This is a genomic window from Timonella sp. A28, from assembly GCF_051200815.1.
Classification (GTDB): domain Bacteria; phylum Actinomycetota; class Actinomycetes; order Actinomycetales; family Cellulomonadaceae; genus Timonella.
On the sequence record NZ_CP195159.1, the window covers coordinates 1,452,080 to 1,464,520 of the forward strand.

General features: G+C 50.9%; 18 protein-coding genes. 11 read left to right on the top strand and 7 right to left on the bottom strand.

The window, feature by feature from the left end; translation table 11 throughout:
• Positions 1-81 precede the first annotated feature (81 nt).
• Both ACR9EC_RS06765 and ACR9EC_RS06770 read left to right on the top strand, forming a co-directional pair.
• Positions 82-678 carry a hypothetical protein gene (locus ACR9EC_RS06765; protein WP_435298483.1) on the top strand — a complete coding sequence of 199 codons (597 nt, stop codon included), beginning with the start codon at positions 82-84 and terminating at the stop codon, positions 676-678.
• Positions 675-1,571, top strand: a complete 897-nt coding sequence (locus tag ACR9EC_RS06770) for a hypothetical protein (protein ID WP_435298484.1) — start codon at positions 675-677, stop codon at positions 1,569-1,571. Before ACR9EC_RS06765 ends, ACR9EC_RS06770 begins: the two co-directional genes overlap by 4 nt.
• A 50-nt stretch (positions 1,572-1,621) precedes the next feature.
• Here the strand turns inward: ACR9EC_RS06770 and ACR9EC_RS06775 are convergent, their stop codons facing one another.
• The 4 genes from ACR9EC_RS06775 to ACR9EC_RS06790 all read right to left on the bottom strand — a co-directional run bounded on the left by ACR9EC_RS06775 (position 1,622) and on the right by ACR9EC_RS06790 (position 4,639).
• The gene (locus ACR9EC_RS06775; RefSeq protein WP_435298485.1) at positions 1,622-3,097 is read right to left on the bottom strand and encodes a phytoene desaturase family protein; all 1,476 of its coding nucleotides are present in this window, start codon (positions 3,095-3,097) and stop codon (positions 1,622-1,624) included.
• 128 nt (positions 3,098-3,225) lie between these two features.
• Positions 3,226-3,429 (bottom strand): cold-shock protein, encoded by a 204-nt coding sequence (locus ACR9EC_RS06780; RefSeq protein WP_435298486.1) that lies wholly within the window; start codon positions 3,427-3,429, stop codon positions 3,226-3,228.
• A 135-nt stretch (positions 3,430-3,564) separates the two neighbouring features.
• Complete coding sequence (locus ACR9EC_RS06785) at positions 3,565-4,209, bottom strand: LytR C-terminal domain-containing protein (RefSeq protein ID WP_435298487.1); 645 nt, start codon at positions 4,207-4,209, stop codon at positions 3,565-3,567.
• Positions 4,210-4,297: 88 nt separating this feature from the next.
• Positions 4,298-4,639, bottom strand: coding sequence for a DUF3263 domain-containing protein (locus ACR9EC_RS06790; RefSeq protein WP_435298488.1), 342 nt, complete (start codon positions 4,637-4,639; stop codon positions 4,298-4,300).
• Between the two features lie 22 nt (positions 4,640-4,661).
• On the opposite strand from ACR9EC_RS06790, the gene ACR9EC_RS06795 reads away from it, so the two are divergent.
• The 3 genes from ACR9EC_RS06795 (at position 4,662) to ACR9EC_RS06805 (ending at position 7,803) form a co-directional block, all read left to right on the top strand.
• Positions 4,662-5,387, top strand: coding sequence for a uracil-DNA glycosylase (locus ACR9EC_RS06795; protein WP_435298489.1), 726 nt, complete (start codon positions 4,662-4,664; stop codon positions 5,385-5,387).
• 35 nt (positions 5,388-5,422) lie between these two features.
• On the top strand, positions 5,423-6,250 hold the full coding sequence (locus tag ACR9EC_RS06800; protein WP_435298490.1) for an SGNH/GDSL hydrolase family protein: 828 nt from the start codon (positions 5,423-5,425) through the stop codon (positions 6,248-6,250).
• Between the two features lie 281 nt (positions 6,251-6,531).
• Entirely contained in the window at positions 6,532-7,803 is a 1,272-nt protein-coding gene (locus tag ACR9EC_RS06805; protein ID WP_435298491.1) for a tyrosine-type recombinase/integrase, read from the top strand.
• A 47-nt stretch (positions 7,804-7,850) separates the two neighbouring features.
• On the opposite strand, the gene ACR9EC_RS06810 is transcribed toward ACR9EC_RS06805, so the two are convergent.
• The 3 genes from ACR9EC_RS06810 to ACR9EC_RS06820 all read right to left on the bottom strand — a co-directional run bounded on the left by ACR9EC_RS06810 (position 7,851) and on the right by ACR9EC_RS06820 (position 9,428).
• Positions 7,851-8,564 carry a helix-turn-helix domain-containing protein gene (locus tag ACR9EC_RS06810; protein WP_435298492.1) on the bottom strand — a complete coding sequence of 238 codons (714 nt, stop codon included), beginning with the start codon at positions 8,562-8,564 and terminating at the stop codon, positions 7,851-7,853.
• Between the two features lie 65 nt (positions 8,565-8,629).
• Positions 8,630-8,998, bottom strand: coding sequence for an ImmA/IrrE family metallo-endopeptidase (locus ACR9EC_RS06815; protein WP_435298493.1), 369 nt, complete (start codon positions 8,996-8,998; stop codon positions 8,630-8,632).
• Between the two features lie 13 nt (positions 8,999-9,011).
• Positions 9,012-9,428: a helix-turn-helix domain-containing protein gene (locus ACR9EC_RS06820; RefSeq protein WP_435298494.1), complete on the bottom strand. Its 417-nt coding sequence runs from the start codon at positions 9,426-9,428 to the stop codon at positions 9,012-9,014.
• Positions 9,429-9,523: 95 nt separating this feature from the next.
• On the opposite strand from ACR9EC_RS06820, the gene ACR9EC_RS06825 reads away from it, so the two are divergent.
• From ACR9EC_RS06825 to ACR9EC_RS06850, 6 genes are all read left to right on the top strand, one after another.
• Entirely contained in the window at positions 9,524-9,757 is a 234-nt protein-coding gene (locus tag ACR9EC_RS06825; RefSeq protein ID WP_435298495.1) for a helix-turn-helix domain-containing protein, read from the top strand.
• A gap of 92 nt (positions 9,758-9,849) precedes the next feature.
• Complete coding sequence (locus ACR9EC_RS06830; protein WP_435298496.1) at positions 9,850-10,122, top strand: hypothetical protein; 273 nt, start codon at positions 9,850-9,852, stop codon at positions 10,120-10,122.
• Positions 10,119-10,379 carry a hypothetical protein gene (locus ACR9EC_RS06835; RefSeq protein WP_435298497.1) on the top strand — a complete coding sequence of 87 codons (261 nt, stop codon included), beginning with the start codon at positions 10,119-10,121 and terminating at the stop codon, positions 10,377-10,379. The genes ACR9EC_RS06830 and ACR9EC_RS06835 overlap by 4 nt, the downstream gene beginning before the upstream one ends.
• A 176-nt stretch (positions 10,380-10,555) precedes the next feature.
• Entirely contained in the window at positions 10,556-11,356 is an 801-nt protein-coding gene (locus ACR9EC_RS06840; protein WP_435298498.1) for a BRO family protein, read from the top strand.
• Positions 11,353-11,829, top strand: coding sequence for a hypothetical protein (locus ACR9EC_RS06845; RefSeq protein WP_435298499.1), 477 nt, complete (start codon positions 11,353-11,355; stop codon positions 11,827-11,829). Before ACR9EC_RS06840 ends, ACR9EC_RS06845 begins: the two co-directional genes overlap by 4 nt.
• Complete coding sequence (locus tag ACR9EC_RS06850; RefSeq protein WP_435298500.1) at positions 11,829-12,035, top strand: helix-turn-helix domain-containing protein; 207 nt, start codon at positions 11,829-11,831, stop codon at positions 12,033-12,035. Before ACR9EC_RS06845 ends, ACR9EC_RS06850 begins: the two co-directional genes overlap by 1 nt.
• Positions 12,036-12,441 lie beyond the last annotated feature (406 nt).

Below are 12,441 nucleotides of genomic sequence, written 5' to 3' on the forward strand. Positions count from 1 at the left end.
AAACTCACATAAACATGTTCTGTGAACTTTTCCTACTACAGTCTGATGTTTCACACTTTTTATGCAAGTAAGTTCGTGTCTATGTTTGCCCAAAACCATTCTGATCATTCAGATCAAGGGCCTGGAGAAACACCAACTTCATTACCGCCCGCACAGCACGTCAATGAAACATCTACAGATAAAAACACGGAAAATTTAAGCAAAAACCCTGATATAAAACCGCTTTCTACGACGAGTCGTAGTTGGCGTTTTGCTCTTGCAGCACTTGGTTTTGTCATCTTGTGTTTCGGCCAGATCTTCAATACAAACGACTGGTTCCCACTCGGATCTTTGTCACAGTACTCGTATGGTCGGCCATTAGATTCGCCTACCCGCTCTGTTCGGATTATTGCAGTCAACACAGAAGGAAACGACATTCGCGTCCCGCTCAACGCCAAAGGGGTCGGCGTTGGACGAGCCGAAGTCGAAGGTCAACTCGATGCAATAATCGCTGACCCATCCAAACTTGAAGGCCTCGCCCGAGCATGGCACGGACTACATCCAGAAAGCCCACAATTTACCCATTTGACGATGGAACGCGTTACCTCTTACGTCAAAGACGGTAAACCTACTGGACAGTCAGACGTTGAATTCCTCGCCGAATGGACAGTCCAAGGCAACTACGGAGAGACACAATGAGCACGCCCGTACTTGAACATTCCACCGTCCCTGACGAACGCGGAACACCTATTACAGAAAAATTTATGAACTGGTGTTTTCCTGCTTTGCCACTAGCCCGCATTGCTGTATTCAGGGTGATCATCTATAGCTTTGTCATATGGGACATATTTAACCTAACAAACGATGTCGTAGGGCACAGCTACGCCCCTGAGTTTTATGATCCGACTTGGATAGGCCGCAATCTTCCATTCCCAAATCCAGACCCCACACTTGCACTCATCATGCAGTGGGCGCTTGTCGCCTCATGTGTTATCGCAGCCTCAGGGTTTCTGCCGCGCATCGCAGGCTGGAGCGTAGCGATCTTGTTCTTAGCGTGGATGGAAAACTCTCAAGGCTTCTCTTATGTATCCCACGACCACATGGCACTGATCGTTGCAACATGGGTATTACCAACTGTTGGTCGAGCTAAGTTCCTAGATACAAGAAAATCTCAAGCCGCGGGCTGGGCGTTACGCGTCGTACAGGTGTCCACTGTCTTCACCTACTTCGGATCCGTATTTTCCAAGATCGCAAGCAACGGATCGTTCTGGGCATGGCCGAATAGTGCAGTGTTTACGTGGGCTTTCATGCGTCGTGGATCAGATTTCATTACGTGGACGCTGGAATATCCTCCCCTACTCAAAGCCGCTCAATGGGGCCTCTACATCATTGAAATAATTTCCCCTGTGGTGTTCTGGCTCCGTGGTCGCTGGCAGTATGCGTTCATCTTCTTGTTCTTCATATTCCACCTAGCAACGTTCCTTGCCTTAGGGATTCACTTTTTGCCAACGGTGGTGTGTTGGCTAGCGTTCTTCCCGCTTGAAATGATTCCACGCGGCATGCATGCTCTAGCAACAAAACTGAAAAAATAGAAAACATTACAACTGTAGGGCTGTTCGAATTCGAACAGCCCCACAGTTGTCTAAAGAGTGGGCGCTAGCGATGGAATCTGCCGCTCACGGAAAACATCCCGCAGCACAACACGAGCAGCATACAAACCAGATAGCCCATGAACTCCAGGACCTGGTGGAGTTGACGCTGAACATAAATACGCGCCAGGAACCCCCAACGAATAAGGATTCAACCGCGCTGTAGGTCGCGCCAACATTTGCCACATCGTCGCTGCACCAGAAGCAATATCACCGCCCACGTAATTGGGGTTATGGTGTGACATGTGATGCGCAGGAATCGCCTGAGAAGCCACAATCGTGTCTCTAAAGCCTGGCGCAAAACGCTCAATCTGCGAAACAATCGCTTCCGTCGGGTCAACTGGTGAATGCGCTGGAACATGCGCGTACGTCCACAATGGACGATATCCATCGACGACACGGGTCTCATCCACTACCCCCGGATCGCTCAACAACACCACCGGCTTATCTGGAAACACACCACGTGCTATCTCAGCTTCTGCACGTGCCATATCTGCGCGGCTACCACCAATGTGCACTGTTCCTGCTCGTCCTACGTCCGCCACCTTCCACGGGACAGGCTCAGAGAGTACGAAATCAACTTTTGCAGCGCCACTACCAAACCGAAACTTTGATAAGTCCCGCACCATCTCGTCAGGGACACTCGTCCCCAAAACACTCACCGCAGCCATTGGCGTTGTATCAAATACATAAGCCTGAGCCGAAGGTAAGTCGGCTCGCGTCGTTACTTCACAGTCAGTAACTACTTCGCCCCCATGAGCCACAAGATCAGCAACAAGCGCAGCCGTTATTTCACCGGTTCCACCGCGTGGAATAGGCCATCCATGCGAGTGCGCCAACGACCCAAGCATAAGAGCCGTCCCCGCCCCAGCAAGGCTCGGCAACGGAGCAATCGCATGAGCTGCAACGCCAGTCAACAACGCTGGAGCAGCCACTCCTTCAAATCGCTTGTTCCACAAACTAGTACCCTGCTCAAGCGCAGCAACGCCAAATTGCAGCATGCCGAAAGTTTCTTTAAGCATGTCACCTGTGACGCTACGTTTATTACCCAACGCCGCAGCAATAACCGCCTGCGGACGCTGCGCTAACGGGCCGATAAGGTCCAGCCACGCACGTCCATCAACGCCTAGCCGCTCTGCGGTTTGCCTAATGTCGCGAAAAGCAAGCGCAGCAGTGGAATCCGTCAATGGTTGAGCGTACTGAATTTCTGGCTGCAATAGTTCAACCCCACGTGCAGCGAGATCAAATTCAGTGAAGAAAGGAGACGCAACAGCCATAGGATGCACGGCCGAACACAGGTCATGCACTATTCCAGTACGCAACCCAAGATCAAGGGTCCTTGCCCCTCCACCAATAGTGGAATTTCGTTCAAGCACCTTCACGGACAACCCTGCCCGAGCAAAAACAACAGCTGCTGCTAAACCGTTTGGTCCGCTGCCAATCACTACCACATCGTTATCGACACTCACACGAACCCCTCATATATGGAACTACACCATCGATACAGTAAAGCCCAGCACATGATCATTCACCTGCTGGGCTTTACTCAAAAAGATACCTAGTAAAACATGCGCTTCACTGTGCATCCTCGCACTAATCAGAGCGGGCGAACCTGCTCTGCTTGAAGGCCCTTCGACCCCTGGCCTACCTCAAACTCAACATGCTGCCCCTCTTCCAAGGTACGGTAGCCGTCAGTCTGGATAGCGCTGAAATGAACAAAAAGGTCTTGGTCGCCTGCTGCTGGGGTGATAAACCCGTAACCTTTTTCGGCGTTGAACCATTTAACGGTTCCTTGTGCCATGAAATGCTCCTTGCATAAATGCGGGTGTAACCAGTCGTGAGTGTGGGAAAGCTTCCGTAAACTATCGACTCACTCGAGCCTAATAGGTCACAGTCAATGTGGAAAGGGGGAATCCGCACTCGTCAGATCTATCGGTTAACGAAGCACTACCGAAACATCTGCACGCAATGTATCCACTTCGACAATATTGGAAATTTCAAGCACTTCGCCGATGTGCTCTGCATTCGCTTTATTCTCAGCGCCCAAATAGTAAATCACTGCACTATCAGGTTTCGTTCCTTCGAACTGTGGCACCACCTCTGCAGCAGTAAAACCATCTGTTTCCAGTTTCTTTGCAGCAGCAGCTGCAGCACCGTTGACGTTTCCTGCGTTCAATACCCGGATACTCACGGCACGGTCAATGGCCTCGTCGCTAGGCTCTTCAGGCTCATCGGTGGGGTCTTCAGTTGGTGTGTCTGTTGCTTCGTCTGCGGGGTCTTTACTCTTATCCCCGTCAGATGCGTCTTCTCCATCAGTTGGAGCGGGATCATCAGAACCACTATCAGCAGGAGTTTCAGACTGGCTCACCCGATCAAGCAGATTGTTCACACGTGAATCTGGAGCCTGCATAAGTTGATAAATCGCAAACAAGCACACCGCAAAAACAGCGATGAACACCACAAGAAACGGAAGGATTTTGCGCCATGGGCTTATCGTTCCGCGGTGCACGCCAGTGCGCGCAATCGAGCTTTCTGGTAGATCGAATTCGTCAGTTGGGTAACTTTGCTTCCTCTTGCTCACGGCCTAAGACTATCCGGTTGGGTAGGTACTCCGGCAAGGTTTCACGATGTTTCCACTCGATTTCATAGGGGCAAAGGACCCAAACGGTTTAAATCATCGGCTTGCGCGTACGGGCACGACGGAATTCCAAAAGTTTTCCAACCACATGTGGAGCATAGTGTGCAGCAGCAGGAACCTTCACCAAAACCGATAACCGCTGGTAATACTCAAGTGGCGAAATACCTAGTTCTTCAACGATCGCGCGTTCTTTGACAGCAGTTTTTTTCCAATACTTTGCTTCAAAATCAAGAATCGATTTATCACGCGCATCAAAATGTGCTGCTTCAGGTATATCTTTCTGATCACTTTTTTCGGTTTGGCATTCACTTACTTCAGGCCCGCTGGTTACAGCATCGTCAAGGGTGGGGATCGCTTCACTTTCAACACTCACAACTCAACGGTAACCTCACCATGTGACATCGAAACCCAAAGACCAGACTTTCTCTTCAAACATCACACAAGAAATTGCTACCGACTGGTTGCGTGTTCTAACACCACAACTCCCCACCATTGAAAAAGTTATTGAGGATGTTTACACCCCTGAGGATCACGAAGTCCTTCCCTCCCGAGAGAACGTACTACGCGCTTTTAAAAACCCTTTTTCCGATGTCAAAGTTGTCATTGTTGGGCAAGACCCATATCCCACACCAGGTGATGCCGTGGGCTTAGCATTCTCGGTCTCCCCCACCTCACGTATCCCACGGTCGCTCACCAACATTTTTGCCGAACTTCACACAGACCTTGGCCTTCCACAACCCAAAAACGGTGATCTAACGTCCTGGGAACAGCAAGGCGTCCTCCTCTTAAACCGTGTCCTTACGGTCCCCGCCGGTACAGCAGGCGGACACAGAAAAAGAGGGTGGGAACAGGTCACAGAACATGCGTTAAAAGCTTTAGATGAACGAGGAGGGCCACTCGTCGTAATCTTGTGGGGTAACGATGCGGCAAAACTCGCCCCACTGTTTCACAACGCGGCTGTTATCTCGTCTGCGCATCCAAGCCCTTTATCTGCACGACGAGGATTTTTCGGCTCGAGACCCTTCTCGCGTGCAAATGAGCTCCTACACGAGCAAGGAGCCGCACCCGTTGATTGGTCTCTGCCAGCGTCGCCGGCTATAACTACAGACTCATTGTTCTAAAACAAAACAACTATCACGCGTGATTGAGGACGTAAGTGGTTTCGCACATTCAACACAACACAACACACACCCCACCATGGGAGTCGTATGTAGCGCTTGGTGATTCCTTCACCGAAGGGCTGTGGGACTTTTCCCCCAGCCACCCTGACCAGTGCCGCGGATGGGCTGACATGCTTGCCCTCACCTTATCGACGCGACGCACCGAAGTAGGCGAACAACCATTACGTTATGCAAACCTTGCGATTCGTGGCCGGCAGTTAAAGCCCATCATCTCTGAACAACTCGATGAAGCCATCGATATGAAACCCGATCTCATATCACTCATTGGTGGTGGCAACGATATTTTGCGCCCGCACGTTGACGTTGATTCCATCGCAGCATTACTAGAACAAGCCGTAGCGCGCATCAAATCTGCCGGCATTGATGTTCTTATGGGTACAGGCGCAGATTTTGCAGGCCATGGCTCGTTAGCCCTTACGCGCTCACGTGTAGCGATCTATAACGCACACATTTGGTCTATCGCCCACAAACATGATGCGTTTGTCATGGACATGTGGGGAAATAAATCAATTTCAGACCCACGACTGTGGGCAGACGACCGCATCCACCTCACCACACAAGGGCATCGTCGCGCCGCAGATGTTGCGCTCGTAGGCTTGGGCTTATCACCCGAGAGCACAGACTATGACACTCCGCTCGATGAGTGCCCTCCAGCAAAACTTACGGACCGCGCCCGCGAAAACCTCGACTGGGCCAAAGTGCATGTTGGGCCGTGGATTAAAAGACGGCTCACAGGAACAAGCTCTGGTGACACCCGTACCGCGAAATATCCAACGCTTGAAGAAATCAGCGAAGCTGATTAACCCATAAACACCACAACAGCTGTCGTGCAGATAAACAAGGAACCTCCCAACCTGCTGGTTGGGAGGTTCCTTTCTTTGGAGCCGCTTATCGGATTCGAACCGATGACCCTCGCATTACAAGTGCGAAGGTCTTATACTTTTACCTAACAGCGGATTGCAGAACGCCCGAGAAAAACGCCAAATCATGCGGGCTCTCCGACTACAATGAATGCATACGCAACACCATGTATTGCATTTTCATGTCGGGACCTATGTCGGGACCAAACAGGGGAGGCACTAAAATGCCCAAAAAACGAAGCCCAGGAGACGGCGGACTCTGGTACAACGAAAGCAAAGGACTCTGGATAGCCGCCGTAGATGACGGATTCCACCCAGACGGACGACGACGCCAAAAATACGTCTCATCCAAATCGCAAGCAAAAGCGCGCGCAAAACTAAAAGAAGTCAAAGCGCAAATCGCAAAATACGGGACGACGCTCACCACCGAGCAAACAAAAACTACCGTCCGAGAATGGTCCGAGCAATGGCTCAAAGATCAAGAAACCCGTCAAGCCCCCGGCTCCTTCAGCACCACACGCGCTACTGTGCGCAAATGGATACAGCCAACAATCGGACACATCAAAATCCATCTGGTACGACCGCCTCACATCAAGCAGGTATACACCGTGATGGAAGAGGCCGGACGCACAGCGGGGACAATCAACCGCGCCCGCGCAGTCATGTCCTCGATGTTCAAAGCTGCAATAACCGATGGCGGGCATGAAATATCAGAGAACATTTTTAAAGTTTCTCCGCCAGCAGGTATAAAAAACACTTTGAAACGAGACGCGATCAGCGTCGAAGACGCGCTGAAAATCTTACACACTGCACTGAATCCGCCAGCACCGATTGCACCAGGCGCAGAAGGGTACAGCGCAGAATTGGAAGCAGCAAAAGCCAAAGCCCGAACTATCGACCCTTCACGTTTTGTTGCCGCGATCTTGCAAGGTGCACGCCCCGCAGAAGCCCGCGGGTATTCTTGGGAACTGATCGACTTTGAAAACAGCACTATTGATATTTCTTGGCAGCTAAAGCCGCTGCCCTATAAAAAGGCTTATGACCGTTCTAGCGGTTTTCGTGTGCCGCGCGGTTTCGAGTCCATTCATCTGATTGATTCTTATCATCTAGTGAGGCCGAAAACGGATTCTGGTGATCGTTTTATTCCGATGGTGCCTTGGCTCCACGCTTCCCTGCTTGACCTCAAGAATAAGCAGGGAAGGTCTCCGCACGGTCTTGTCTGGACCCGGCATAATGGGCGGCCGCTCACTGATAAGGAGGACCGTGCTGCGTGGAAAGCGTTATGTTTCGTGGCGGACGTACCCGAGGTAGATCTTTACAACGCGCGTCACACTACAGCGACTCTCTTGCGGATGGCTGGCGTGGATGATGAAACTATTATCGCGATTATGGGGCACTCGTCGATTCTTTCCACTAAAGCGTATATTCACACTGATATAGAGCGTGCGCGTGAGGCGCTTATGAGGGTGGCGAAAACCCTCCAGCTTGAAAACTAAACAAAATGGCCCCGCCCTCATCACGAGGGTGGGGCCTATTTTTGTGTTTAGTGTTGTTTGTGGGCGGTGGCGATTATTTTGTTGAGTTCTGCGCCTGCTTGGTATGGGTTTGCGCATGTGCTGCTGATTGTCCAGGTGTTGTGGAGTAGGTGTCCGTATAGGTCGTCGAATTGTGGTTGTCCTACCCAGGTTTCGAAGGTTGTGAGGAAGGTTTCCCAGTGGTCTTGTACGGGGTGGTCCCAGAATCCATATCCTGCTTGGAGGTGTTCGCCGATTGTTGTGAGTTGGTGGACGAGTGTGGTTCTTGTGGCTGCCCGGCGCGGAGCGTGGGCGTGCAACGAATCGTCTGATCGAAGATTAGACGTGAAAAGAGAATATGGGTTTAGTTCTGTGGGTATAGTTTGTGCGTCATTTTTGACTGTAGGTGGGGTCACTGATGACACTACCCCTTGAGGCTTCGCTGTGATGACCGTGTAGATGTTGGATTTATGCTCCCCTGTTTCTTGATCTAAACGGTGTGCGACTTTGAGAGCACCAATGTTTTTGAGTTCTTTTACAGCACGGTCAACTGCCTTCTCGCCTTTGTTCATGTCTTTCGCGAGTGTCTTACGTGAAGGCCATGCTTGTCCAGTTTCATTGTTTGCATACTTCATTAGCACCGCGTATAGCCTTAGCGCGCTGTCGCTAATTGGTGAGAAAATAACCCAATGCGGGATGATCGCAAAGCGGTTGTCTGAAGTTATTGTTGTATCGTTACTCATATCGACTCCCTTAAGTCGGTCGCGTCCTCGGGTGGTAGCCGCCACCGCGAGGACTTATTTTTGTGTTATCTGAAACTATTTTGCCATGCTCGTACCATTTTTGTGGATACACCCAATTCACAGGCGATGGATTTCCAGCACCCTTCGTACATGTCTTCTGCGCGCGCGTATTCTTGCGGGGTTATAAGCAGGTGCGCCGCATACGTGTCAGCTTTGCGTTCGTCTTTGGGGATGTCATGCCTAGTACGCAGATCATGCCCATATCTACTGTGCCCTAGTTCGTGCGCGAGTACTTCGCGCTGGAAATCGTAGGGCAGCCGTGAGTTGACTACGATGTCGTGGGCTGTTGCTAGGTATCCGTAGTGGGTGTGTGGGAGTGGTAGGTAGTACACGCGACACCCGATGGATGCCGCGTGCGTAATTAGTTCGTCCAAGCTGTATCGGTCCTTAGTCTCTGCCTTCAAACTCTAAGTGCGTGCCGTCATTCTTGTAGGCAGCAACACTATCTGGAACGGCCGACAGATGCTTAGGGAATGCTGCATTTATTTGCGATACAGGCTCTAGTGTTTCAGCGACTTCTTCTGCTTCGTACTTGCTGCCGTTTCGTTCACCATATGCGACTGCTACGCGGTCGTATGCGATTTCTACGATTGCTTTTGGGTCCACGTCAATGAACTCACAGGCTTCACACAGAACTGTCATTGGGATTTCAACCTTGCCATTTAGCCAGCGGTTGAAAGCTGCTGGTGAGCGGTTGATTTCTGTTGCGACTTGGGTTGCCTTGTACCCACGTGCAGTGATTGCGCCTTTTAGTTCGAGCCCTACGAATCGTGTGAATTCTTCGGCTCTTTGTCGACTGTTCATATAAACACTCTAATCCTCATTTTGAGCAATCGCAATGTTCAAATAGGTAACTTTTATCTGTTGACACTGCTCAACCAAGCATATAGATTACTCATATGAACAATTTAAACGAATGGATCGCCCGCCAGATCCAAGAAGCATTATCCGCCGAAAAACGAGACAAAAAGTGGCTATCTGAAAAAACAGGGATCCCTTACTCCACCCTCAACCGCAAGATGGCAGCACACGTTGAATTCCGCTTCTCAGAACTTTTCTCAATCGCTGAAGCACTCAACATCTCTCCTGCTTTATTCACTCCATCAGGATTCACACGCACCGCCGCTGCTTGATACCCCGCCCCCTCCCCCGTTTTTCCCTTTTTTCAAAAGCCCGTCGTTTGACGGCAAACCCCGTTCGGGGTTGTAGGTACAGGAGATATGTCATGCCCGAGATTGGGTTTATTCAGTTACGCAAACTGGTCCAGGAAGAAGCGTTGGCGGCTGGGTTGCGGTTTTCTACTCGTAAAGCCCACAAGATCGCTGACGCTTTGTTTCAGCGTGAGTTGTTTCGTGAGTGGGATGCAGAGAACGATGCTCGGGATTTAGAAAACGGGCTTACTGATCTGAAGCAGCATTCAGACACGACAGCACGTATAGCGGTGCGCCGTTTAATGCAAAACCAATTCAACAACATCATGAAAGAGGTAGCAGCGTGAGTAAACAAGCAGAAGAAGTCATCGCCCCTATAGATGTTGATCACTCATGGTGTGGTGGAACCCGTAGAGAGTATGCATTCAAAAACGGGTATGGCGCTTCAGTTATATGTTCGCCTTATTCTTACGGCGGTAAGCGTGGGCTTTGGGAATTGGCCGAGCTGTACGAAGGAGACCTGACCGGCAGTGAGCCTGTTGGCTTCCTGACTGAAGATGACGTCCAGAAGAAACTCAAAGAAATCAAAGGACGAAAAGCATGAGTAAACACGCATCCCCGGTAACCGATTTAAACCGGCTTATAGACGTGCTTTCACAACATGACAGTATCCCCGGTAAGCACAAACTCCCCGGTAGACACAGAAAAGAAACCAACACAAACCAAAAGCCACCTGCTGTAACAGGTGGCTTTCGTCATTCCTAGAAAGGAAATCAATCAATGACTAGCCTACAACCATTCATGTACGGGCCACAACAAGTCCGCTCAATACTCATAGATAACGAGCCATGGTTTGTGCTCAACGATGTGTGCGCGGTCCTTGAGATCTCTAACCCATGGCAAGTCGCGGATCGTATAGATCAAGATGCCCTATGCAAAACAGAGGTCATCGATTCATTAGGTAGAAAGCAAAACACAAATGCGATCAATGAAGCAGGGCTATACGAAGTAATCATTCGGTCCAACTCCCCACTCGCCAAACCATTCAAAGACTGGGTGCTCAAGGAAGTTCTGCCTTCAATCCGCAAAACAGGTTCATACGCCTCCCAGCCACTTACTGAACTTGAGGTTGCCGAAAGGTACGTGCACGCACTCCGAGAGAAACAAGCACTAGCCGCAAAGGTCGAAGCTGACGCACCCCTAGTCGCACAGGCCGAAACTTTCAGGCAGGCAGACGGGTTACGCACCATCGGTGATCTCGCCAATGACCTAAAAATTCACGCACAAACAAACTACCCCGGCGTGAAGATCCTTCGAGACGACCTATTTGCCCTTGCTGGACAGGTCGGTCTGATCATCCGCGGTAACACTGTCCGAAACAATCAGCCCACTGCCCGCGCAATCGAATCAGGCTGGGTCAAGCCTAAAGACACACCAATCGAAACTAAAAACCACGGGTCATTCGTCAAGGTTTCAGCGCGGCTGACTCCACGCGGATACGGACGACTCTGGGACGCGGCAATCAACAACCTACGTGAGCACGGAACAGTGCTCCCACCAGTAAAGGAAATCGCAGCATGAAAACTCAACGCCTATATAAGGCCCACATGATTAGCGGACCCGATGCGGCGTACCGATTCACTCCTGTAGATGAAGCCTCCGAGTATGACGTTGTGGCATCGGTGGAATTCGTGTTCATCGGAGGGGTGGAGCACTGCAAAGTCCCGCTTGATGAGTGGGAGCCGGAAGGGTGGAAAGAGTTCGCTTTAGAGAAGTGGGGGCCTGACGTTGAGCGGCACGAGTATGAGGGCACTGTAGTTCTGCCGTATATGCCTTTCTTCTGGCCTAAAACCGGGGTGATTGTGAAATCGCGGTCAACCGCTCAAAGAACTGTGGACATCATCCGCCATTGGGGTGGAAGCGCCGAACTTTTAGAGTGCACCCCTGTCTGGCTTCCTGTTGACGAAGCAAATGCGCGTAGGAAACAGGCACGCAAGCAAAAACGTATCGCGAAACTTGAAGCACAAATCGCTGAACTCAAGGAGGTTAAGTAATGGCTAGGGTTTTGAATTTTGCTCCGGTGTTGTTTTCACCTGAGGATGCGGCTGCTTACTTGAACATTTCTGTTCGGAAGTTGGATGAGTTACAAGCCAAGCATGAGATTACACCGCGTGATGTGCATGGTAAGCGTGGGTTCCATCGTGATGATTTGGAGGCTTTTGCTGATGGGCTTCCTGAGTGGATGGGACGCGCAAAGTGAGCGAAGTAAGCGGTCGTCATGGGCTTGTTTATGACTGGTTGGCGGACAAGATGTGTACAGAGTTTTGGGCTGCACGTCCGCTGTATATGCCTAAGCATGCTGCGGATGGTGTGTGATGAACGAGGATTTTTGGTTGGAGACTTTGCGTGAGCGTCATGAGGCTGAGCATGAGGCGCAACGGTTGGAGGATGAGGGGGTGGTGGAGTGAGCGTGTTTTTGTGGCGGCCTAGGGTGCGCCGAACCGTGCAAATACTGTTTTGGATCGTCGTGGTGGCGGTCTTTTTTTATGCCCTGACATGGGCCGCGGGGCTGGTCGGGGTTTCTGACCCATGGTGTGACCCTGCGAACCCTGCCTGTATCGGAGCCACCCGATGACCAGTTTTGACGAGCACCTACGCTCACTCGG

What these genes read in the sequence shown, in the direction of transcription:
- ACR9EC_RS06765 (WP_435298483.1), top strand. Translation starts at nt 82, where the DNA reads ATGTTTGCCCAAAACCATTCTGATCATTCAGATCAAGGGCCTGGAGAA.
- ACR9EC_RS06770 (WP_435298484.1), top strand. Translation starts at nt 675, where the DNA reads ATGAGCACGCCCGTACTTGAACATTCCACCGTCCCTGACGAACGCGGA.
- ACR9EC_RS06780 (WP_435298486.1), bottom strand. Translation starts at nt 3,429, where the DNA reads ATGGCACAAGGAACCGTTAAATGGTTCAACGCCGAAAAAGGTTACGGG.
- ACR9EC_RS06805 (WP_435298491.1), top strand. Translation starts at nt 6,532, where the DNA reads ATGCCCAAAAAACGAAGCCCAGGAGACGGCGGACTCTGGTACAACGAA.
- ACR9EC_RS06810 (WP_435298492.1), bottom strand. Translation starts at nt 8,564, where the DNA reads ATGAGTAACGATACAACAATAACTTCAGACAACCGCTTTGCGATCATC.
- ACR9EC_RS06820 (WP_435298494.1), bottom strand. Translation starts at nt 9,428, where the DNA reads ATGAACAGTCGACAAAGAGCCGAAGAATTCACACGATTCGTAGGGCTC.
- ACR9EC_RS06825 (WP_435298495.1), top strand. Translation starts at nt 9,524, where the DNA reads ATGAACAATTTAAACGAATGGATCGCCCGCCAGATCCAAGAAGCATTA.
- ACR9EC_RS06830 (WP_435298496.1), top strand. Translation starts at nt 9,850, where the DNA reads ATGCCCGAGATTGGGTTTATTCAGTTACGCAAACTGGTCCAGGAAGAA.
- ACR9EC_RS06840 (WP_435298498.1), top strand. Translation starts at nt 10,556, where the DNA reads ATGACTAGCCTACAACCATTCATGTACGGGCCACAACAAGTCCGCTCA.
- ACR9EC_RS06845 (WP_435298499.1), top strand. Translation starts at nt 11,353, where the DNA reads ATGAAAACTCAACGCCTATATAAGGCCCACATGATTAGCGGACCCGAT.
- ACR9EC_RS06850 (WP_435298500.1), top strand. Translation starts at nt 11,829, where the DNA reads ATGGCTAGGGTTTTGAATTTTGCTCCGGTGTTGTTTTCACCTGAGGAT.